At 67.9% G+C, this 21,181-nt stretch carries 20 protein-coding genes; 11 read left to right on the top strand and 9 right to left on the bottom strand.

Annotated elements, in window-relative coordinates; genetic code table 11:
- Window positions 1–31: 31 nt before the first annotated feature.
- Complete coding sequence (locus E5CHR_RS01515; RefSeq protein ID WP_232061918.1) at window positions 32–1,015, top strand: Bug family tripartite tricarboxylate transporter substrate binding protein; 984 nt, start codon at window positions 32–34, stop codon at window positions 1,013–1,015.
- Window positions 1,016–1,144: 129 nt separating this feature from the next.
- Window positions 1,145–2,254 (top strand): ABC transporter substrate-binding protein, encoded by a 1,110-nt coding sequence (locus tag E5CHR_RS01520; RefSeq protein WP_162578061.1) that lies wholly within the window; start codon window positions 1,145–1,147, stop codon window positions 2,252–2,254.
- On the opposite strand, the gene E5CHR_RS01525 is transcribed toward E5CHR_RS01520, so the two are convergent.
- Entirely contained in the window at window positions 2,255–3,790 is a 1,536-nt protein-coding gene (locus E5CHR_RS01525) for a YifB family Mg chelatase-like AAA ATPase (protein WP_162578062.1), read from the bottom strand.
- Window positions 3,791–3,950: 160 nt separating this feature from the next.
- Here E5CHR_RS01525 and E5CHR_RS01530 point away from each other — a divergent pair, with 160 nt between their 5' ends.
- The 7 genes from E5CHR_RS01530 to E5CHR_RS01560 all read left to right on the top strand — a co-directional run bounded on the left by E5CHR_RS01530 (window position 3,951) and on the right by E5CHR_RS01560 (window position 10,685).
- Window positions 3,951–4,772 (top strand): TorF family putative porin, encoded by an 822-nt coding sequence (locus E5CHR_RS01530; protein ID WP_162583510.1) that lies wholly within the window; start codon window positions 3,951–3,953, stop codon window positions 4,770–4,772.
- A 64-nt stretch (window positions 4,773–4,836) separates the two neighbouring features.
- Window positions 4,837–5,175 carry a P-II family nitrogen regulator gene (gene glnK, locus E5CHR_RS01535; RefSeq protein WP_162578063.1) on the top strand — a complete coding sequence of 113 codons (339 nt, stop codon included), beginning with the start codon at window positions 4,837–4,839 and terminating at the stop codon, window positions 5,173–5,175.
- Between the two features lie 26 nt (window positions 5,176–5,201).
- Window positions 5,202–6,728: an ammonium transporter gene (locus tag E5CHR_RS01540; RefSeq protein ID WP_174255679.1), complete on the top strand. Its 1,527-nt coding sequence runs from the start codon at window positions 5,202–5,204 to the stop codon at window positions 6,726–6,728.
- Between the two features lie 140 nt (window positions 6,729–6,868).
- Entirely contained in the window at window positions 6,869–7,792 is a 924-nt protein-coding gene (locus E5CHR_RS01545; RefSeq protein ID WP_162578064.1) for an SMP-30/gluconolactonase/LRE family protein, read from the top strand.
- Between the two features lie 59 nt (window positions 7,793–7,851).
- Window positions 7,852–8,949: a glycolate oxidase subunit GlcE gene (gene glcE, locus E5CHR_RS01550; protein ID WP_162578065.1), complete on the top strand. Its 1,098-nt coding sequence runs from the start codon at window positions 7,852–7,854 to the stop codon at window positions 8,947–8,949.
- Between the two features lies 1 nt (window position 8,950).
- On the top strand, window positions 8,951–10,180 hold the full coding sequence (glcF, locus tag E5CHR_RS01555; RefSeq protein ID WP_162578066.1) for a glycolate oxidase subunit GlcF: 1,230 nt from the start codon (window positions 8,951–8,953) through the stop codon (window positions 10,178–10,180).
- An 85-nt stretch (window positions 10,181–10,265) separates the two neighbouring features.
- Window positions 10,266–10,685 carry a carboxypeptidase regulatory-like domain-containing protein gene (locus tag E5CHR_RS01560; protein WP_443083052.1) on the top strand — a complete coding sequence of 140 codons (420 nt, stop codon included), beginning with the start codon at window positions 10,266–10,268 and terminating at the stop codon, window positions 10,683–10,685.
- 39 nt (window positions 10,686–10,724) lie between these two features.
- Here E5CHR_RS01560 and E5CHR_RS01565 read toward each other — a convergent pair whose 3' ends face one another.
- From E5CHR_RS01565 to lplT, 4 genes are all read right to left on the bottom strand, one after another.
- Window positions 10,725–10,931 (bottom strand): hypothetical protein, encoded by a 207-nt coding sequence (locus E5CHR_RS01565; RefSeq protein WP_162577767.1) that lies wholly within the window; start codon window positions 10,929–10,931, stop codon window positions 10,725–10,727.
- 83 nt (window positions 10,932–11,014) lie between these two features.
- Window positions 11,015–11,500, bottom strand: a complete 486-nt coding sequence (locus E5CHR_RS01570) for a glutathione peroxidase (RefSeq protein ID WP_162578067.1) — start codon at window positions 11,498–11,500, stop codon at window positions 11,015–11,017.
- Window positions 11,497–12,420: a DMT family transporter gene (locus tag E5CHR_RS01575; protein WP_162578068.1), complete on the bottom strand. Its 924-nt coding sequence runs from the start codon at window positions 12,418–12,420 to the stop codon at window positions 11,497–11,499. Before E5CHR_RS01575 ends, E5CHR_RS01570 begins: the two co-directional genes overlap by 4 nt.
- Window positions 12,421–12,433: 13 nt before the next feature.
- A complete protein-coding gene (gene lplT, locus E5CHR_RS01580) occupies window positions 12,434–13,738 on the bottom strand; it encodes a lysophospholipid transporter LplT (RefSeq protein ID WP_162578069.1) in 1,305 nt (434 codons plus the stop codon).
- A gap of 158 nt (window positions 13,739–13,896) precedes the next feature.
- Between lplT and alr the strand changes: the two genes are divergently transcribed.
- Entirely contained in the window at window positions 13,897–14,985 is a 1,089-nt protein-coding gene (gene alr, locus E5CHR_RS01585) for an alanine racemase (protein ID WP_162583513.1), read from the top strand.
- Window positions 14,986–15,247: 262 nt separating this feature from the next.
- Window positions 15,248–16,603, top strand: a complete 1,356-nt coding sequence (locus E5CHR_RS01590; RefSeq protein ID WP_162578070.1) for a 2-hydroxycarboxylate transporter family protein — start codon at window positions 15,248–15,250, stop codon at window positions 16,601–16,603.
- A gap of 33 nt (window positions 16,604–16,636) precedes the next feature.
- Here E5CHR_RS01590 and E5CHR_RS01595 read toward each other — a convergent pair whose 3' ends face one another.
- The 4 genes from E5CHR_RS01595 to ilvD are packed head-to-tail and all read right to left on the bottom strand — an operon-like array spanning window position 16,637 to window position 21,178.
- Window positions 16,637–17,614, bottom strand: a complete 978-nt coding sequence (locus E5CHR_RS01595) for a 2-dehydropantoate 2-reductase (RefSeq protein ID WP_162578071.1) — start codon at window positions 17,612–17,614, stop codon at window positions 16,637–16,639.
- 10 nt (window positions 17,615–17,624) lie between these two features.
- On the bottom strand, window positions 17,625–18,416 hold the full coding sequence (locus tag E5CHR_RS01600) for a class II aldolase/adducin family protein (protein WP_162578072.1): 792 nt from the start codon (window positions 18,414–18,416) through the stop codon (window positions 17,625–17,627).
- Between the two features lie 19 nt (window positions 18,417–18,435).
- On the bottom strand, window positions 18,436–19,428 hold the full coding sequence (locus tag E5CHR_RS01605) for a Bug family tripartite tricarboxylate transporter substrate binding protein (protein WP_162578073.1): 993 nt from the start codon (window positions 19,426–19,428) through the stop codon (window positions 18,436–18,438).
- A 28-nt stretch (window positions 19,429–19,456) separates the two neighbouring features.
- Window positions 19,457–21,178 carry a dihydroxy-acid dehydratase gene (ilvD, locus tag E5CHR_RS01610; RefSeq protein ID WP_162578074.1) on the bottom strand — a complete coding sequence of 574 codons (1,722 nt, stop codon included), beginning with the start codon at window positions 21,176–21,178 and terminating at the stop codon, window positions 19,457–19,459.
- Window positions 21,179–21,181: the final 3 nt, after the last annotated feature.

The raw sequence follows: 21,181 nt of genomic DNA on the forward strand, positions 1-21,181 counted from the left end.
GACCGTTTCCTCCACCACCGAAAGACCCACCATGTTCAGGACCTGGATGGCGGCCTGCTGCCTGGCCGCCCTGCCGCTTTGCACGCCCGCGCAGACCACCACACCGTCGCCGTTTCCCACCAGGCCCGTGCGGCTAGTGGTGCCCTATGCGGCCGGCGGCGCCACCGACTTCGTCGCACGCTTGGTCGGCGAGCGTTTGGCCAAGCGACTGGGGCAACCCGTGGTGGTCGACAACAAGCCAGGTGCCGCCGGCGCGCTGGGGGCCGCGGACGTGGCGCGCGCGCCGGCGGACGGCAGCGTGCTGCTGCTGACCATCACCGATTCGCAGGTCAACAACGCGGCCCTCTTCAAGACGCTGCCCTACGACCCGCAGAAGGACTTCGCGTTCGTCACTCAGATCGTGCGCAGCCCTGCGCTGATTTCCGCCAATACCGACCTGCCAGCCAAGAGCATGGACGCGTTGCGCCGCCTCGCCGCGCGGCAGCCCGCAAGCCTGAGCTACGCCTCCTGGGGCGTCGGCGGGCTCGGGCACCTGGCCGGCGAGTCCCTCAATCGCGAGCTCAAGGCCGGCATGGTCCATGTGCCTCAGAAGGGTGAGGGGCCGGTGGTGACCGACCTGCTGTCGAAGACAGTGAGCATCGGCCTGTCGTCGGTGGCAAGCGCGAAGCAGCATGTGCAGGCGGGCAATCTGGTGCCGCTGGCGGTGCTGGGCCGCGAGCGCTCGACGGCCTTGCCGCAGGTGCCGACGCTGCGCGAGCTCGGCTTCGCCGATCCGCTCTACGACACCAACGTGTGGCTCGGCGTCCTGGCGCCCGCGCGCACGCCGCCGGCCGTGGTGCAACGGCTCGTGGCCGAGACCCGTGCCATCGTTGCCGCCGAGGACCTGCGCTCGGTGCTGGTCGAGCGCGGCTTCGAGATCATGAACACCACGCCCGAGCAGTTTGCAGCGGGCTACAAGGCCGAGTTCGAGGTGATCACGCAGCGTATTCGCGCCTTCGGCATCGAGGCACAGTGAGCAAAGATGGTCTGAAAACTAAGACAAAAGCCTCAAGGGTTTGTTCTGGAGGAGGGAAGATGAGCTGGCGGTAACAATTGAACACAAATTGCGCCGCGCATTTTCGCCCGGCCTTCTGGAGAGCAACCCATGGAGACCGTGCGAGTATTTTTCTGCGCCGCCGCGCTGATGCTGGGCGCCGCAAACGCAGTGGCGCAGATCCTGATCGGCCAGTCGGCCGACATGTCGGGGCCGGTCGCGGCCAGCGTGAAGGAAACCATCCTCGGCTCGCAGCTGGTGATCGACAACGTCAACGCGCAGGGCGGCATCCACGGCGAGAAGATCGAAGTGATTCGCCTGGACGACGGGCTGGACACCAAGCGCTCGGTGGAGAACTCGCGCATCCTGATCGAGGAGAAGAAGGTGATCGCGCTGCTGCTCAACCGCGGCACGCCCAACGCACTGGCGGTCGTCCCGCTGCTCGACAAGAGCGGCACCCCGCTGATCGCGCCTTCCACCGGCGCGATGTCGCTGCATAAACCCGTGCAGAAGCATGTGTTCAACGTGCGCTCCACCTACCAGCGGGAGGCCGAGAAGGCGGTCCAGCATCTGCACACGGTGGGCATGCAGCGCATTGCCGTGGTCCAGGCCGACGATTCGTTCGGCAAGGACGCGATGGAAGGCGCCATGAAAGGCTTCGACAAGGCCGGCCTGAAGCCGGTCGTGCTGGCCCTGGCCGATCGCAACAAGCCCGACTACACGGCCATCGTTCCCAAGCTTGTGGCCTCCAACGCGCAGGCCGTTCTGTGGATCGGCTCCGGCACCGCGGTCACCGAAGGCGTGAAGGCGCTGCGCGCAACCGGTTCGGCCGCGCAGGTCATCACGCTGTCGAACAACGCGGCGTCAGGCTTCATCAAGGAACTGGGCGGCGCCAGCGGCGGCGTGGTGGTGATGCAGGTGTTGCCGTCCGAGCGGGGCTTGGCGCATCCGCTGGTCAAGGAGGCTTCGGACCTTGCCAAGGCCAAGGGTGACATCGAACTCTCGCCGGCGCTGCTCGAAGGCTTCGTGGCCACCAAGGTGCTGGTCGAGGCGCTGCGCCGCGCCGGCCCGAAGCCCACGCGCGCCAGGCTGCTGGCTGCGCTCAACGATTTCCGCTACGACCCGGGCGGTGGCCTCGAGGTGAGCTACTCGCCGCAGGACCACACGGGCATCGACTACGTCGACCTGTCGATCATCAGCGGGGGACGGTTCAAGCGCTGATCACTCCACCCTCTGCAGTGCACGCCGGTACTGCACCGCCTCCGCCACATGCGCCGCCTGCACCGCGCCGGCTCCGGCCAGGTCCGCTATCGTTCGGGCCAGCTTGAGCGTGCGGTGCGTGCCGCGCGCCGACCAGCCCAGTCGCGTCGCTGCAGTCTGCAGGAACTGCCGGGCCGCCGCATCGAGCTTCGCGTGGCGGTCGATCTCTGCGCCTTGCAGCGCCTGGTTGGCCTTGCCCTGTCGGCGGATTGCGCGCTCGCGCCCTTCGGCCACGCGCGCACGGACGTCTGCGCTGGCTTCGCCGGCGGGCGTCTCCAGCAACTGGGTGGCGGGTAGGGCGGGCACTTCGATGTGCAGGTCGATCCGGTCGAGCAGCGGCCCGCTGAGCTTGCCCTGGTAGCGGGCCACCTGGTCCGGCGTGCAACGGCAGGACTTGAGGGATGAGCCCAGGTAGCCGCAAGGGCACGGATTCATGGCGGCGATCAACTGGAAGCGGGCCGGGAACTCGGCACGCCGCGCGGCCCGCGCGATCGTGATGGTTCCGGTCTCCAGCGGCTCGCGCAGCGCCTCGAGCGCGGCACGCTGGAACTCGGGAAATTCGTCCAGGAACAGCACGCCGTTGTGCGCCAGCGAGATCTCGCCAGGCCGCGGCGGCGAGCCGCCGCCCACCAGCGCCACGGCACTGGCGCTGTGGTGCGGGCTGCAGGTCGGCCGCACACGCCAACGCTCGACGGCGAAGCGGCCGTGCAGGCTGGCTACGGCGGCGCTTTCCAGCGCCTCGTCGACGCTCATCGGCGGCAGCAGGCCCGCAAAGCGCTGCGCCAGCATCGACTTGCCGGAACCCGGCGGGCCCACCATCAGCAGGCTGTGCTGGCCGGCCGCCGCGACCTCGAGCGCGCGTCTTGCGCTCGCGTGCCCCTTGACGTCCGCCATGTCGGCCCCGGCCGCCACCGCGCCGGGTTCGGCCGGCTGCGCACGGTGCCAGCCGTCTTCCGACGCATCGCTCGCGGCCGGGCCGCCCGGCAGGAACTGCCGCACCACGTCCAGCAGGTGGGCCGCACCGTAGATGTCGGCGCCGGGTACCAGGGCGGCCTCCCGCGCGCTCTCGGCCGGCAGCACCAGCTTCGTCGCAACGCCGCGGCCATGCAGCGCCAGCGCCATTGCGAGCGCACCGCGCACGGGCCGCAGATGGCCTGAAAGCGAGAGCTCCCCCGCAAATTCGTGGCCCGCCAGCCGGGCCGCGTCGATCTGCCCGGCTGCCGCCAGGATGCCCAGTGCGATTGGCAGGTCGAAGCGCCCCGAATCCTTCGGCAGATCGGCCGGCGCCAGGTTGACCGTGATGCGCTTGTTGCTCGGGAATTCGAGGCCGGCATTCTGAATGGCAGAACGCACCCGCTCGCGCGCCTCCTTCACTTCCACGTCCGCCAGTCCCACCAGCGTGAAGCTCGGCAACCCGTTGGCCAGATGCACCTCGACCGTGACGCTTGCCGCTTCGAGGCCCAGCAAAGCACGGCTTTGCACCAAAGATAAGCTCATTTCCTCTCCCTTTCACCAAGATGGTGCTCCATCTTTTTGTTCCTGGCCTCGCCGTGCACCCGTCTCAGGCTCCGCTTCGGATGGGCCGCGAGATTTGGCACGCTCCCTGCTTTGAATCGGTATCCGACCATTTCAAAACCGACCGAGGAGTCTCCCGATGATGCACCGTAAAACCGCGTCTGCCCTGGCCGTCGCTGCCCTGGCTGCGCTGCCGATGCTGGCGAGCGCCCAGCTCACCGGCAACGTCGCGCTGACCAGCAACTACAAGTTCCGCGGCCAAGACCAGGACGTGCTGGGCAGCAACGACTTCGCCAAGACGCGCGCCGTCAAGCCCGCCATCCAGGGCGGTTTCGACTATGCCTTCGGCGAGAGCGGCTTCTACATCGGCAACTGGAACTCCAGCGTCAACTGGCTCAACGGCAACAGCATCGAGAGCGACATCTACGGGGGCTACAAGTTCAAGGCGGGCGTCTTCGACTTCGACGTCGGCGCGCTGGCGTACATCTATCCGGGCAACACCCGCGGCAACACCACCGAGCTCTACGGCGCAGGCACCTGGGCCGACGAAGCGATTGGTGCGTTCACGCTGAAGTACTCGCACACGGTGTCGAAGGACTATTTCAACTACGCCGGCGAGAAGGACGGCTCGGGCCTGAAGGGCCGCAACACCGGCTACCTGAACCTGAGCTACTCCAAGGAAATCGTGCCCAAGGTGACCTTCAAGGCGGCGGTGGGCTACACGCACATGAGCAGCGACATCCGCAGCCTGGGCTATCGCAACTACGTCGACTACAACGTCGGCGCTTCGTATGACTTCGGCAACGGCCTGTCGCTGGCCGGGTCGGTGCAGGGCGCCAACAGGAAGAGCTCGTACCTGCTCGTGGCCGATCCGGGCCTCGACCTCGGCTTCGGGCCCATCGGCCAGCGCACCTGGTCGCCCAACAAGGCCCGGTTCATCGTCACGCTGACCAAGACGCTCTGACCGCGGTGCGCGCCGTTCGAGCGCGCAGAGGAGAAAACATCATGGAATCTACGAGGGAAGCATCATGAAGCTGGTCACAGCCATCATCAAGCCGTTCAAGCTCGACGAGGTGCGCGAGGCGCTCTCGACCATCGGGGTGCAGGGCATCACCGTGACGGAGGTCAAGGGCTTCGGCCGCCAGAAGGGCCACACCGAGCTCTACCGCGGCGCGGAGTACGTGGTCGACTTCCTGCCCAAGGTCAAGATCGAAGCGGCCGTGGCCGACGAACTGGTCGAGCGCGTGATCGAGGCGGTCGAGAGCGCCGCGCGCACCGGCAAGATCGGCGACGGCAAGATCTTCGTCTACGACCTCGAGCAGGTCGTGCGCATCCGTACCGGAGAAACAGGCCGCGAAGCCCTTTGACTTCGAGGCACGAAAGAACAGATCCAATGAAAAAACTGCTTGTCTCTCTCGCCTTCGGCCTGGGCGTTCTCGTCACGGGCACTGCGGGCTTCGCCCAGACCCCGGCTGCGCCGGCCGAAGCGCCTGCCGCCACTGCCCCCGCAGCCGCAGCGCCCGCCGCCGCGGCTCCGGCGGCTGCAGCACCTGCCGATGCCGCCGCGGCTGCGCCTGCTGCTGCTGCTGCACCTTCCTTCAACAAGGGCGACACCTCCTGGATGCTGCTGTCGACGCTGCTGGTCATCATGATGACCATTCCTGGCCTGGCGCTCTTCTACGGTGGCCTGGTGCGCAGCAAGAACATGCTGTCGGTGCTGATGCAGGTGATGGTCACCTTCTCGATGATCGTGGTGCTGTGGCTCATCTACGGCTACAGCCTGGCGTTCACCGAGGGCAACTCCTTCATCGGCGGCTTCGACCGTCTCTTCATGAAGGGCATCTTCGACGCTGCCACTGGCACCTTCGCGCCAGGCGCGACCTTCAGCAAGGGCGTCTACATCCCCGAGCTGCTGTTCGCCGCCTTCCAGGCCACCTTCGCCGGCATCACCTGCTGCCTGATCGTCGGCGCCTTCGCCGAGCGCATCAAGTTCTCGGCCGTGCTGCTCTTCATGGCGCTGTGGTTCACCTTCAGCTATGCGCCGATCGCGCACATGGTCTGGTTCTGGATGGGCCCCGACGCCTACGCCAGCAAGGACGTGGTCGATGCCATGAACGCCAAGGCCGGCCTTATCTGGCAATGGGGCGCGCTGGACTTCGCCGGGGGAACGGTGGTGCACATCAACGCCGCGGTCGCAGGCCTGGTGGGTGCCATCCTGATCGGCAAGCGCATCGGCTACGGCAAGGAAGCGTTCACGCCGCACTCGCTGACCCTCACCATGGTCGGCGCCTCGCTGCTGTGGGTGGGCTGGTTCGGCTTCAACGCCGGCTCCGCGCTCGAAGCAGGCACCAGCGCCGTACTGGCCTTCATGAACACCTTCTCGGCAACGGCAGCCGCGGTGCTGGCGTGGTGCATCGGCGAAGCGCTGATGCGCGGCAAGGCCTCGATGCTGGGTGCGGCGTCCGGTGCGGTCGCCGGCCTGGTGGCCATCACGCCTGCAGCCGGCAATGTCGGCCTCATGGGCGCGATCGTGGTCGGCTTCGTCGCCGGCTTCGCCTGCCTCTGGGGCGTCAATGGCCTCAAGCACATGCTCGGCGCGGACGACTCGCTCGACGTGTTCGGCGTGCACGGCGTGGGCGGCATCGTGGGTGCACTGCTGACCGGCGTGTTCAACACCCAGGCGCTGGGCGGTCCCGGCCTGGTGGGCGACTGGGTCACGGCCGGCGTGGTGTCCAACGGCATCGGCGCGCAAGTCTTGATCCAGCTCAAGGCCGTGCTGCTGACCATCGTGTGGTCTGCCGTGGTGTCCTTCGTCGCCTACAAGATCGTCGACCTCACCATTGGGCTGCGCGTCAGCGAAGAGGAAGAGCGCGAGGGCCTGGACATCTCGTCGCACGGCGAAACCGCCTACAACCGCTGAGGCAAGCGCGGGCCGCTTGTCGCGGCCTGCGGCACTGCCTGCAGGAACAAATCCAAGCAAGTCTCCTCTGGATGTTCAGCCCGCAAGCGCTTCGGCCAGCGGGCTTTTTTTTGCGCGGCAACAGGCCCTAAGCTGGCGACATGTGGACCACCCTGCCCGACAGCCTCTGCCAGCTCGGCGAATCACCGTTCTGGCACCCCCATGAGCGCTCGCTCTACTGGCTCGACATTCCGGGCCGCGCGGTGCTGCGAACGCGCGGCCAGATCGACGGCAAGCCCACGGTGGAGCGCTGGAGCCTGCCTACCGAGCCCGGCTGCATGGCGCCCGCGGCCCGCGGCGGGCTGGTGATCGCGCTGCGCGACGGCATCTACCGCGCGCACGAATGGGGCGGAGCGCTGGACCTGCTTGCGCGGGTGGACCACGACGTGCGCAGCATGCGCTTCAACGACGGCAAGTGCGACGCGCAGGGCCGCTTCTGGGCCGGCACGTTGAACGAAGCGAAGAACGGCGCCAGTGCCGCGCTCTACTGCCTCGATGCGCGCGGCGGAGGCACGCCGGTCATGACGCGCATGGCCGATGGCGTCACCACCGCGAACGGCCTGGCCTTTGCGCCCGACGGCGCCACGCTCTACTGGGCCGATACCGCCGCGCATCGCGTGAGTGCCTGGGACCGCGACCTTGAATTGAACCGCCTGTCGCGCCCGCGTGCGTTCCGTCAGTTCGGCACCAAGCCCGAAGGCTGGTCCCCGTCGTCCCCGCAGGGCTACCAGGGACGCCCGGACGGCGCCACGGTCGATGCCGAGGGCCACTACTGGGCCGCCATGTTCGAGGGAGGGCAGCTGCTGCGCTTCTCGCCCTCGGGCGAGCTCGCGTTTGCCCTGGCCGTGCCGGTGCAATGCCCCACCATGCCCTGCTTCGGCGGCGACGACCTGCGCACCTTGTTCGTCACCAGCGCGCGCAACGGGCGGCCCGCCGAGGAGCTCGAGCAACGCCCGGCCTCCGGCCACGTGATCGCACTGCGTGCAGAGTTGGCTGGACTGCCTGTCCACTTTTTCGAGGACTGAACATCAGCTCGTCGTGTGCGCGGCCGGGCGCCGCCTGACGGGACGCTACCATCGCAGGAATGGATTCCGCACTGCGCCAGATTGCCGAACGCATTCGAGAAGCCGCCGCCGATCGCGGCACGTTGCGCATCCGCGGTGCCGGCACCAAGGACTTCTACGGCGAGCCGCCGCGTGGCGAAGCACTCTCTGCCGCAGGGCTGTGCGGCATCGTGAGCTACGAGCCCAGCGAACTCGTCGTCACGGTGCGGGCCGGCACCCAGCTCGTCGAGCTCGAAGGCCTGCTGGCCGAGCAGGGCCAGTGCCTGCCCTTCGAACCCCCGCGTTTCGGCGATGGCGGCGGCACCGTGGGCGGCATGGTCGCCGCGGGCCTGAGCGGACCGGCACGCGCGAGCGTGGGGGCCGTGCGCGACTATGTGCTGGGAGCCCGGCTCCTCAACGGCCGCAGCGAGCTGCTCACCTTCGGTGGCCAAGTCATGAAGAACGTCGCGGGCTACGACGTGTCCCGCGTGCTGTGCGGCTCGCTGGGCGTGCTGGGGCTGGTCACGGAAGTCAGCCTGAAGGTGCTTCCCGTGCCGCCTGCCGAGGCGACGCTCGTTTTCGATTGCCACCAGGCCGACGCACTGCGCCTGCTCAACGGCTGGGGCGGACAGCCGTTGCCGCTCAACGCCAGTCGGTGGACGCACGAGCAGGGACAGGGCCGGCTCTGGCTGCGCCTGCGCGGCGCGACGGCTGCGGTGGCGGCCGCCTGCAGCCATCTTGGCGGCGAACGGCAGGACGATGCCCAGGCCGCAGCCGACTGGGAGGCCGCGCGTGACCTGCGCCTGCCCTGGTTCGCCGCGCGCGGGGAGCGCGAGCTGTGGCGCCTGTCGGTGCCGCAGACCGCGCCGGTGCTCCCGCTGGAAGAGCCACCGTTGATCGAGTGGCATGGTGCACAGCGCTGGTACCTGGTGCCGCCCGGCGAGGGCGAACGACTCAGGGAGGCGGCCCGCTCCGCCGGCGGCCATGCGACGCTGTTCATGGCCGCGGACGGCGACGCCACCGTAACGCGCCGCTTCGATGCCTTGAGCGCGCCGCTGCGGCGCATTCACGAAGCGCTGATGCGCGAGTTCGATCCCCACGCCGTGTTCGATCGCGCGCGGCTCCTCCCACCGAGTTGAAATGCAAACCGAGCTCGCTCCCGAATTCCGCGACACGGCCGACGGCAAGGAAGCTGAAGCCATCCTGCGCAAGTGCGTGCATTGCGGCTTCTGCACGGCCACCTGCCCGACCTACCAACTGCTCGGCGACGAGCTCGACGGCCCGCGCGGGCGCATCTACCTGATCAAGCAGGTGCTCGAGGGCAAGCCGCCCACGCGCAGCACGCAGCTGCACCTGGACCGATGCCTGACCTGCCGCAATTGCGAGAGCACTTGTCCGAGCGGCGTGCAGTACGGCCACCTGGTCGACATCGGCCGGAAGATCGTCGACGAGAAGGTGCCCCGGCCCGCGCTGGAAGGCGCATTGCGCTGGACGCTGAAGGAAGCGCTGCCCTCGCCGCTCTTCGGGCCCGCGATGAAGCTGGGCCAGTCGATGCGCGGCCTGCTGCCGTCGAAGCTCAAGGCCAAGGTGCCGGCACCGCAGCGGGCCGGAGGCTGGCCCTCGCGTAGCCACGCGCGCAAGGTGCTGATGCTGGCTGGCTGCGTGCAGCCTTCGATGGCGCCGAACATCAACAGCGCGACTGCGCGCGTGCTCGATGCCGCGGGCATCGAGGCCGTCGTCGCGCCTGCCGCCGGCTGCTGTGGCGCGGTGAAGTTCCACCTCAACGACCAGGAGGGCGGCAAGGCACAGATGCGCGCCAACATCGACGCCTGGTGGCCGTTCGTGCAAGAGGGTGCCATTGAAGCAATCGTGATGAACGCTTCCGGCTGCGGCGTCACCGTGCGCGAATATGGCCACATGCTGCGCGACGACCCGGCCTATGCAGCGAAGGCTGCGCGCATCAGTGAGCTCACCCGCGACCTGAGCGAACTGCTGCCCGAACTGGTGCCGCTGCTGAAAGACCGCGTGAATGCGCTGCCCGGCGTCTTCGCCTACCACCCGCCCTGCACGCTGCAGCATGGGCAGAAGCTGCGCGGCGGCGTCGAGGTGAACCTGCGGGCCCTGGGCTTCGAAATACAGGTCGCGAAGAACGAGTCGCATCTGTGTTGCGGCTCGGCGGGAACGTACTCGGTGCTGCAGCCCGAGCTGGCCTATGCGCTGCGCGACCGCAAGCTTGGCCACCTGGACCAGCTGAGGCCCACCGCCATCGTGTCGGCCAACATCGGTTGCATCACGCACCTGCAAAGCGGCAGCGGGGTGCCGGTGCGGCATTGGGTGGAAGTTCTGGACGAGGCGCTGAAGCCGGCCTGAGCGCACAGGCGAAGGGCGCGCGGTCCGACCCGTCAGGCGGGCGCAGAGCGGCAACATGCGAGCCTGCCCACTTCCGGAGTTGTCGATGATGCAGATCACGCCTCGTTCCGTCGCACTCGCGACCCTTCTTTGCGCCGGCGCCGCCGGCCCCTGGATTGCGCGGGCGCAGACCACCACGCTCCCGCCCATGAAAAGCCAGGGTGCGGTGCAGTATGTGTGCGGCGGCATCGGGTCCGACGAGTCCAATGCCATGCGCGCCGCCATGAAGGACTACCCCCTCTCCCTGCTCTTCGCCCGTGCCGACGGCGCCTATCTGGCGGAAGTGGCTGTGACCATCAAGGACGCCAGCGGCGCTGCCGTCCTGTCGATGCCAGCCTCCGGCCCGGTTTGCCTGATCACGCTGCCCGCGGGCCGCTACACGGTGGAGGCGGCGACCGAAGGCATCGCCAAGAGCCACAGCGTCTCGGTCGGCCGCGGCTCGCAGACCGCCGACTTCCGCTTCTGAGCAAAGGGTGCCCAGCCGCCGAAGACGCGGAATCGCTGGTCATCGCACAGGGCTGATCTTGCGGATGACCCCGCTGGAGATCACGTAGACGTCGCCAGTGGCGTTCACTGCGACGTCCGCGATGAAGCGGAACTGAGCATCAGCGCCGATCCCATCGGCAGAGCCGGCCGTTGAAGATCCGGCGAGCGTCGTGACGACGCCGCCCGGCGTGATCCTGCGTACCCGACGATTGGATCGGTCTCCCACGTAGAGATAGCCATCGGCGGCCAGGCCGCGGATCGCGGACAGTGGACGACCGGTCTTGTTTCCTGCGGCTTGGAGCGCGGCCCTCAGGCTGCGAGCGCCCCTTCGATGTCCCGCTCCATCGAGGCCGGCGTGTCCATCGGCGCATAGCGCTTCAGTACTCGCCCATCCTTGCCCACCAGGAACTTGGTGAAGTTCCACTTGATGGCCGTGCTGCCCAGCAGGCCAGGCGCCTCCTTGGTGAGCCACTTGTAGAGCGGCGCGGCGCCGGAGCCATTGACCTCGATCTTCTCCATCATCGGAAAGCTCACGCCGTAGTTCTTCACGCAAAAGGCGCCGATCTCCTCGTTCGTGCCCGGGTCCTGGTTGGCGAACTGGTTGGAAGGAAAGCCGAGCACCGCAAGGCCCTGGGGGGCGTACTTCTTGTGGAGCGCCTCCAGGCCCTCGAACTGCGGTGTGAAGCCGCACTTGCTGGCGGTGTTGACGATCAGGAGCACCTGGCCCTTGTAATTGGAGAGCGGCACATCCGTGCCATCGATCTGCCGGGCTTCGAAGTCGTAGACGCTGGTCATGATGGCTTGTTCTCCAGGATGCCGGAGTGCCGATCATCCTCGCCGCCGTTCGTTCGTGCAAACGAGGACCACAGCGCCGCCAGCACGATCAGCGCACCGCCGGCCCAGATGCGGCCATCCAGCGAGGCCGCGCCCAGCGCGACCGACGACACGCTGGCGAACAGCACCTCCGACAACATGAGCACTGCGGTGGCACTGGCCGCCAGCCGCGCGGCGCCGTACTGGAGGCAGATGTTCGCGAAGACGAAGCCGGCGCCGAGCAGCGCGGCCCAGCCGGCCCATCCCGCCCACCCTTGCGTCATCGACGGCTGCAGCGGCGGTGGCGCGATGACGCCGAGCGCCGTGCCGGCGGCCGCCGCCAGACTCGCCACAAGCGCGCAGCCACTGAACATCGCGATCGCACGCGATTCGCCAGGGGCCGCGCGCAGCCGGCGCAGCACGATGTTGGTCACCGCGAAGCAGAAGCCGGCCGCCACGCCAAGCCAGTCGGGCAGGCTCGCCGGCACCGGCCAGTCCGTCTCCGGCGTCTTGAGCACGACGGCCACGCCGGCCAGCGCGAGCGCCATGCGCGCGAGTGCCGCCGGGCGGGGCCGCTCGCCCAGAAAGATCCAGGCCAGCAGCACGCTCCACAACGGCATCAGGTAGAACAGCAGCACCACGCGCACCACGTCGCCCTGCGTCACCGCCCAGTTGAAGCCGACGTTGGTCAAGCCGGCTGCCAGCCCCAGAAGCACCAGCCCGGGCCACGTTGCGAAGGCCTGCCAGGCCTGGCGGCGCAGCCAGCTGATTGCAAGCGTGATGAACACATAGATCAGCGCTGTGGCCCACACCGGGTGCAGCCCATGGGCTTCGATCTGGCGGAACGGGAACCAGGACACGCCCCAGACAAGGGCGTTGAAGACGAGCGCGAGTGCGGGCAAGGCGGATGCCGAATCAGTGATGCTTGTCGCTGCGGGCGATCGCGAGCAGGTGTTCGACTTCTTCCGGGTAGCGCTGCAGGTTGGTGCGATGCCAGCGCTTGATGAGCCACATGAAGCCCGCCACCACCAGCCCGAAGGCGGTGATTGCCGAATACGCCGACAGCCCCAGGCCCGTGCAGGCGCTGTAGAAGGCGCCGAGGATCAGGATGCAGGCCTGCTCGTTGAAGTTCTGCACCGCGATCGAGCGGCCGGCGCCCATCAGGTTGTGGCCGCGGTGCTGCAGCAGCGCGTTCATCGGCACCACGAGGAAGCCGCCCAGCCCGCCCAGCAGGATGAGGAAAGGCACCGCGAGCCAGATGTTGCCGATGAAGTTCATCCCGATCACCAGGACCCCCATGCCGATGCCCAGCGGGATCACGCGCGTGGCCATATCCAGGCGCATGCGCATCGACGCCACCACCGCCCCTACTGCGGTGCCGATCGCCACCACGCCGGTTAGCGACGATGCCTGCGCCGTGCTGTAGCCCAGCGCCAGCGAAGCCCATGCCAGCACGATGTACTTGAGGTTGCCGCCCGCACCCCAGAACAGGGTGGTCGTCGCCAGCGAGATCTGGCCCAGCTTGTCGCGCCACAGGCGCGAATTGCAGTGCCAGAAGTCGGGCAGCAGCGCCAGCAGGTTGCGCAGCATGCCGTGGTGCGGATTGGTGCGCAGCGGCCGCATCTCGACGCCGGTGTCGGGAATGCGCGTGTTGAACCAGGCCGCAATGATGTAGATGAAGATCAGCGCCGCAATCGCCGCCTCAGGCGGGGTGTCGATGCCGGTGTCGACCACCGGGAAGTCCAGCGCCAGCAGCCGCGTCGACAGCGTATGCCCGACCAACTGCCCGCCGAGCACGATGCCCAGGATGATGGAAGCAATGGTGAGGCCCTCGATCCAGCCGTTGGCCTTGACCAGCTGCGACGCCGGCAGCAGCTCGGTGAGGATGCCGTACTTGGCGGGCGAATAGGCTGCCGCCCCCAGGCCGACCACCGCATAGGCCACCAGCGGATGCGAGCCGAACAGCATCATCACGCAGCCGACCACCTTGATCGCATTGCTGATGAACATCACGCGGCCCTTGGGCAGTGCATCGGCGAAGGCGCCCACGAGCGGTGCCAGCGCCACATAGAAGATGGTGAAGATCGGCACCAGTGCGGCGCGCTGCCATTCGGCCGCCCCGCTGCTTCGCATCAACTCCACCGCCGCCACGAAAAGCGCGTTGTCGGCCAGCGACGAGAAGAACTGGGCCGACATGATCGTGTAGAAACCGCGCTTCATCGATGGGCTGGCTGGCCAGAGGGGCTGCTGGCAATAGTGGAAGTGGGGCCGCGGTACTGGCGGAAATGGGCGGTTATAGCATGGGGGTGCAGTGTCAAAATGGCGCGACGCCCCGCGTCGTGCGGGTGTTTATCCTCATGTTCTCAACGGGTTTCGCCTTGCCTCGTCCGATCCTCGCCACCATCCACAGTGCCGCCCTGGCGCACAACCTCGAGCGCGCGCGCCGCGCCGCGGTCGATGCGCGCGTCTGGGCCGTCGTCAAGGCCAACGCGTACGGCCATGGCATCGAGCGCGTGTTCGAGTCCTTCCGTGCTGCCGACGGCTTCGCGCTGCTCGACCTGGCCGAGGCCGAGCGCGTGCGCGCCCTCGGCTGGCGCGGCCCGGTGCTGCTGCTGGAAGGCGTGTTCGAGCCGCGCGACCTGGAGTTGTGCTCGCGCCTTGAGCTCTGGCACACCGTGCACTGCGACGCGCAGATCGACATGCTCGCCGCCCACAAGACGCAGGTGCCCCAGCGCGTGTTCCTCAAGATGAACTCGGGAATGAACCGCCTCGGTTTTCCGCCCGAGCGTTTCCGCGCCGCCTGGACGCGGCTCGACGCGCTGCCGCAGGTCGACGAGATATCGCTCATGACCCACTTCAGCGACGCCGACGGCGAGCGCGGCGTGGCCCATCAGCTGGAGGTCTTCGAACGCTTCACGCGCGACCTGCCGGGCGAGCGCTCGGTCGCCAACAGCGCCGCCACCCTGCGCCATGCCGCCATCACGCGCGCCGACTGGGTACGACCAGGCATCCTGCTGTACGGAAGCGCGCCGGATTTTCCCGATCATGATGCGGCGCACTGGCAGCTGGAGCCGGCGATGACGCTCGCCACGCGCCTGATCTCGGTGCAGACGCTCGCCGCGGGAGATACCGTCGGCTATGGCTCCCGCTTCACCGCCGAAGGTCCGCTCACCATCGGCGTTGCCGCAGTCGGCTATGCCGACGGCTATCCGCGCCACTGCGGCACCGGGACGCCGGTGCTGGTGAACGGCGTGCGCACGCGCATGATCGGGCGGGTCAGCATGGACATGATCACCGTGGACCTCACGCCCGTGCCCGATGCGCGCTTCGGCGCCGAGGTCACGCTGTGGGGACGTGCGTCGAACGGCACCGTGCTCCCCATCGACGAAGTCGCGCAAGCCGCCGATACCATCGGCTACGAGCTGATGTGCGCGGTGGCGCCGCGCGTGCCGGTGGTCACGGACTGAGCAAGGCATCGCTCGTCTCCTGGCTGCAGATGCGCATCGGCGTCGAGTGCTGTTGGGCTCGGCGCTGGACTGCTTCATGCCCCGGGTGAACTCGCTGCCGGAGGCGGTGCGGGCGTTGCTCCAATTCACCTGACCAACGCCTGACAGCCCGGGTGTGTTTACCCGGGGTTTGTCGACGGCGAATCGACAGGTTGGGTTTCTACGATCTGCATTGCGGCGGCGAAGCGCCGTGCCGACAGAACACCGTGCAGGAGACCAACGCATGAATCCCATCACCCCCGCGCATGCAGTCAATCAGGGCGAGGACGCGCCCAGGAAACAGACCTTCTGGCCTCACGGCTGGTGGCGCCTGATGGAGATTCGCATCGGCATCCTGCCGTTGCCGATCTATGTCCTGGCGGGGGCGCTGATCGCGGGCTTCATCGCCAGCGGCAAGCTGCCGGGCGAAATTTCGCTGGCAATCGTGATGTTCGCGTTCTTCGGTTTCACCTTCGCCGAAATCGGCAAGCGTCTGCCGATACTGCGCAACATCGGCGCCGGCGCCATCTTTGCCACCTTCATTCCCTCCGCACTCGTGTACTACCACTGGCTGCCGGCCGACGTGATCAAGGTGACGACGGACTTCACCAAGCAGACGAACTTTCTCTACCTCTTCATCGCCTCGATCATCGTGGGCAGCATCCTTGGCATGGATCGCCAGGTGTTGATCAAAGGCTTCTTGAAGATCTTCGTGCCGCTGGCCGCCGGGACGATTGCAGCCGGCGCGGTCGGCACGGCGGTGGGCACTGCGCTGGGCTTGGGCGCTTATCACACCTTCTTTTTTCTCGTGGTGCCGATCATGGCGGGCGGCGTAGGCGAAGGGGCGATCCCGCTTTCGATCGGCTATGCGGAAATCCTCCATCAGGACCAGGGGGCGCTGTTCGCCACGGTGCTGCCGCCGGTCATGCTCGGCAGCTTGACGGCCATCGTCCTGGCCGGCACCCTGAACTTCGTCGGCAAGAAGAGGCCGCATCTCACTGGCGAGGGCCGGCTGCAGCGCGGCGAGCACGACGACATGGATCCCAAGCAGGAAGAAATCACCGGCCACATGGACGTCACGCACATTGCCGCTGCCGGCATCACTGCGCTCACGCTGTACCTGCTGGGCATCATGTGCTCTCGACTGTTCGGGCTGCCCGCGCCAGTTGCCATGCTGTTCCTCGCCGTCATCGTGAAGCTGACGCAGGCCGTGTCGCCGCAACTCCAAAGCGGCGCCTACGTGGTCTACAAGTTTTTCTCGACCGCGGTGACCTATCCGCTCCTGTTCGCCATCGGCGTGTCGCTCACGCCATGGGACAAGCTTGTGGCCGCTTTCACGCTGCCCAACCTCGTCACGATCGTGGCCACCGTTGCGACGCTGATGGCGACCGGCGCCCTGGTTGGCCGGTGGATGAACATGTATCCCATCGAGGCGGCCATCGTGAACGCTTGTCACAGCGGACAGGGTGGCACCGGAGACGTTGCGATCCTGACCGCCGCCAATCGGATGACCCTGATGCCGTTTGCGCAGATCGCCACGCGCATCGGCGGTGCCGTGACGGTCACGATTGTGCTGATCGTGCTGGCCCGCATGGGTTGAGTGGGTTCTTCGGCCTGCGTTTAGTCCTCGCGCTCAGTACAGCCCGCGCTGCCGCGCATGCAGCCGCGCCAGCCCCAGCAGCGCATCGGTGAATGGCGTGGCGACACCCGCACGCTGCCCCAGCTCCCGCACCACCGACACCAGCGCATCCAGTTCCACCGGGCGATGGGCTTCGACGTCCTGCAGCATCGACGTCTTGAACGCCCCCAGCTTGCGCGTGACCGCGTGCCGGTCTTCGGGGCTCTCGGCGATGGGGATGCCGATGCGCTCGCCGATGTCACGCGCCTCCAGCATGACGGTCGAGATGAAGCCGCGGACCAGCTCGTCGTTGAGGATGAGGTCGGTGGTGGCGCCGGTCAGAGCGCTGATCGGATTGACCGTCATGTTGCCCCAAAGCTTGTACCAGACGTCCTTCTGGATCTGTGCCGAGAGGCGGGCCTCGAAGCCCGCGTGGTTCAGCAGCGTTTGGAGCCGTTGCGCACGCGGGGTCGCTACGCCCGAGGGCTCTCCGATGATCAGGCCATTGCCGAAGTGATGGCGCACAACGCCCGGTCCATCGAGCGAGCAGCTGGCGTGCACCACGCCCCCGATCACATGGCGGGCGGGAATGGCCGCGTCGATCTTCCCGCCCGGGTCCACCGCCTCCAGCTGCGTGCCGGCGAGCGGGCCGCCGAAGCCGCCTTGGAGAAACCACCACGGCACGCCGTTCATCGCGGTCAGCACGATCGTGTCGGGCCCGAGCAGCGGCGCGATCCGCGAGGCGACCGCAGGCAGGGCCGGCGCCTTCACCGCGATGACCACGAGATCCTGCACACCCAGCTCGTGCGGGTCGGCCACCGCATGCACCGCGACGCGCGTGCGCTGATCTCCGCGCACCACGCTCAACCCGTCACGCTGCAGGGCTTCGAGCGTTGCGCCGCGCGCCACCACATTGAGACGGCAGCCTGCCTGCGCAAGACCGACGCCGATCCAGCCGCCAATCGCGCCGGCGCCGTAGATGCAGACTTTCATCGCGGTCCGTTCAGTGCTTGTAGGAATCGTCGATGCGATCGACCTGCCGCACCAGCGCGTCGAAAACGTCCTGCCCACCACCGTGCTTCAGGTTGAACTGCAGCGCGTCGCGGGTGCACCTGCGCGCGGTCTCCTCCGATACCGGAATGGGGGCGCCCATCGACAGGGTCGCCATCTGGATCTCGCACGCGCGCTGCAGGGTCCAGAGGATGGCAAAGGTCTGCGGCAGGGTCTGGCCCCAGGCCAGCAGGCCGTGGTTGCGCAGTATCACGGCCGGCCGGTTGCCGATGCTCTTCAACAGGCGCGGCCCTTCGTCAGCGTGGATGGTGATGCCCTCGAAGTCGTGATACGCCACCCTGTCGTGCAGCTGCGCGGTATAGAAGTTGGTCTGCTGCAGGCCGCCCTGAAGGCAGGCAACGGCGACGCCGGCCGTGGTGTGCGTATGCATCACGCAGTGCGCGTCGGGCAGGCCGTCGTGGATGGCGGCATGCACGGTGAAGCCGGCCGGGTTGACCGGATGGCGCGAGCCGTCGAGCACCTTGCCCTGCAGGTCGATCTTGACCAGGTTGCCGGCCGTGACCTCGCTGTAGTGCAAGCCGAACGGGTTGATCAGGAACTGCTTCTCGCCACCCGTCACGCTGTCAGGCAGCCGCACGGTGATGTGGTTGTAGATCATCTCGATCCAGCCCAGCATCGCGAACACGCGGTAGCAGGCGGCGAGCTGCAGGCGCGCCTCCTGCTCGTCGGGATGGAGGGCCGCGCGGACCTTGCCGACGGCCGGCTCAGCGAGGGGGGTGTTCATCGGCAGTTCCTTTTCATGTCTAGCCCTCGGCAGTGAAGCCGATCTGCTTCACGATCGGGGCCCACTTCGCGGTGTCTTGCTTGATCAGGTCGGTCAGCTCTCCGGGCGAGGAGGACATCGCCTCCAGCCCGAAGGTGGACAGGCCGTCGATCACGTCCTTCTGCGCCAGCGCCGTCTTCATCGCCGCATTGGCGCGCGCCACCACGTCGGGCGAGGCCTTGGCCGGCAGCAGGAAGGCGAACCATTCGCTGTGCGTGACGTTCTTGACCCCCTGCTCCTCGAAGGTCGGCACATCGGGCGCGAAGCGGCTGCGCTTCGCACCGGAGACGCCGAGGATGCGCACCTTGCCGGAGCTCAGGTGCTGGGTGATGTCGCCGATCGGGCCCGACACGGCCGCCACGTTGCCTCCCAGCAGGTCCAGCATGGCCGGCTGCGTGCCGCGGTAGGCCGCGTGCTTGAGGTCCACGCCCGCGTTCTTGCCGAGCAGCGCGCCGATGAAGTGCGGCGTCGAGCCGGCCGCAGGCGATCCGTAGTTGGCACCTTCGGGATGGGTCTTGGCCCAGGCGAGGTACTCGGGCACCGATTTGACCGAGGCGGGCACCGCCGGGCCGACGGCGAAGCCGAAGTCGAACTGGCAGGCGACCGTCAGCGGCGTGAGGTCCACCAGCGGGTCGTAAGGCAGCTTCTTGTAGATGTGCGGATAGATCGTGAGGATGGAGGTCGGCGTCTGCAGGATCGTCGCGCCGTCGGCAGGCTGGCTCTTGACGTAGGTGACGGCGATCTGGCCGCCCGCGCCGGTGCGGTTTTCCACCACGACGGCCTTGCCGTAGTCGGGCTGGAGGCGGGTCGCAACGCGGCGACACAGCGTGTCGGAGGTGCCGCCGGCCGCGAAGCCCGTGATCAGGCGCGCGGTCTCGAAGGGCTGAGCCTGCGCGAAGGCCTGCTGCCCGAGGCTGGCGAGCAGGGCGGAGGCGCCGGTGGTCTGCAGCAGGTGGCGGCGGGTGATGGTCATGATGAGGATGTCTCCGTATGAGGGCGTTTCAGGATTCGTCGCGCAGCCAGGTGACGGCGCCCGAATGGGTCACGGCACCCTGGTGGCTGGGGCGCACGGTGAGCGCGTATTTTTCCAGCAAGCCGGTGTGCCGGACCCCCGCGTTTACCTGACGTCCGGCCAGCCGCGCGGCGATTTCCCCGTCGCTCAGTTCGACCGTGATGCTGCGCGCCTCGGGACGCGCATCGATGGAGACGATGTCGCCGTCGCGCAATGCGGCGATCGGGCCGCCCTCGGCCGCCTCTGGCCCTGCATAGCCGATGCAAAGGCCGCGTGTCGCCCCGGAAAAGCGCCCGTCGGTCAGGAGCGCGACCTTGTCGCCCATGCCCTGGCCGTAGAGCAGGGCCGTGATGCCCAGCATCTCCCGCATGCCGGGGCTGCCCTTGGGCCCTTCGTTGCGGATCACGAGCACGTCGCCGGCCTGGTAGCGGCGGTTCTGCACGGCGGCCTGCGCTTCTTCCTCCGACTCGAACACGCGCGCCGGGCCGCGGTGCACCAGTGTCTTCAGGCCCGCCGTCTTGAGCAGGGCGCCGTCCGGGCACAGGTTGCCCTTGAGCACGGCAAGGCCGCCGTCGCGCGTGATCGGGTCGCCGGCCTTGCGCACCACGCGGCCGTCGGGCGCGGGCGCATCGGCGACTTCATCGGCCAACGTTCGGCCGGTGAAGGTGAGCGCGTCGCCATGCAGGTGGCCTTGTTCGAGCAGTGTCCGCAGGATCACGCCGGCGCCGCCGATGTAGAACACGTCGCGCGCCAGGTACTGTCCGCCCGGGCGCAGGTCGGCGATGAGCGGCGTCCGCGCGAAGACCTCGGCGACATCGTCGAGGTGGAACCTGATGCCGGCCTCGTGCGCAATGGCCGGCAGGTGCAGCGCCGCATTGGTCGAGCCGCCAGTGGCCGAGACCACGGCGCAGGCGTTCTCCAGCGCCTTGCGCGTCACGATCTCGCGAGGCAGGGGCCCGTCTCCCAGCACCGCCTTCATCAGCTGCCGTGCCGCGCGGCGCATCAGGGGCGCGCGCTCGCTGAACACGGCCGGCACCATGCTGGAGCCGATCGGCGCCAACCCCAGCGCCTCGGACACCATGCCCATGGTGTTGGCGGTGAACTGGCCTGCGCAGGCGCCGGCGGTGGGCAGGCAGGCCCGGCTCATGGCGTCGAGCTCTTCGTGCGTCGCCTCGCCGGCCAGCACCTTGCCGATGGTCTCGTAGGTGTCGACCACATTGAGGTCGCGGCCGTCCGGCCCCGGCATCTGGCCAGGCAGGGCCGAGCCGCCGTGCACGAACACGCTGGGCACGTTGCAGCGGACCATGCCCATCATCAGGCCCGGGAGGTTCTTGTCGCAGGCGCCGATGGCAAAGATGCCGTCCCACTGGTGACCGCGGGTGGATGCTTCGACGCTGTCGGCGATGAGCTCGCGCGAGATCAGCGAGAAGCGCATGCCCGAATGCGCCATCGTCAGGCCATCGCTCACCGACACCACCGGGCATTCGTGCGGTGTGCCGCCGCCCGCGTAGATGCCGGTCTTGGCATGCTGCGCCTGCTCGCGCAGGTTGAGGTTGCACGGGCTCATCTCGCCGCCGGTGTGGAACACGCCGACGTGCGGGCGCGCGATGTCCTCGTCGTCCTGGCCGAGCGCATGCAGAAAGCTGCGCGTCGTGGCGCGGATGGTGCCCTCGCGGATGATCGCGGAGCGGAAGCGCTTTGGATCGCTCATGGT

Origin of the sequence: Variovorax sp. PBS-H4, assembly GCF_901827205.1 — a bacterium.
Classification (GTDB): Bacteria; Pseudomonadota; Gammaproteobacteria; order Burkholderiales; family Burkholderiaceae_C; genus Variovorax.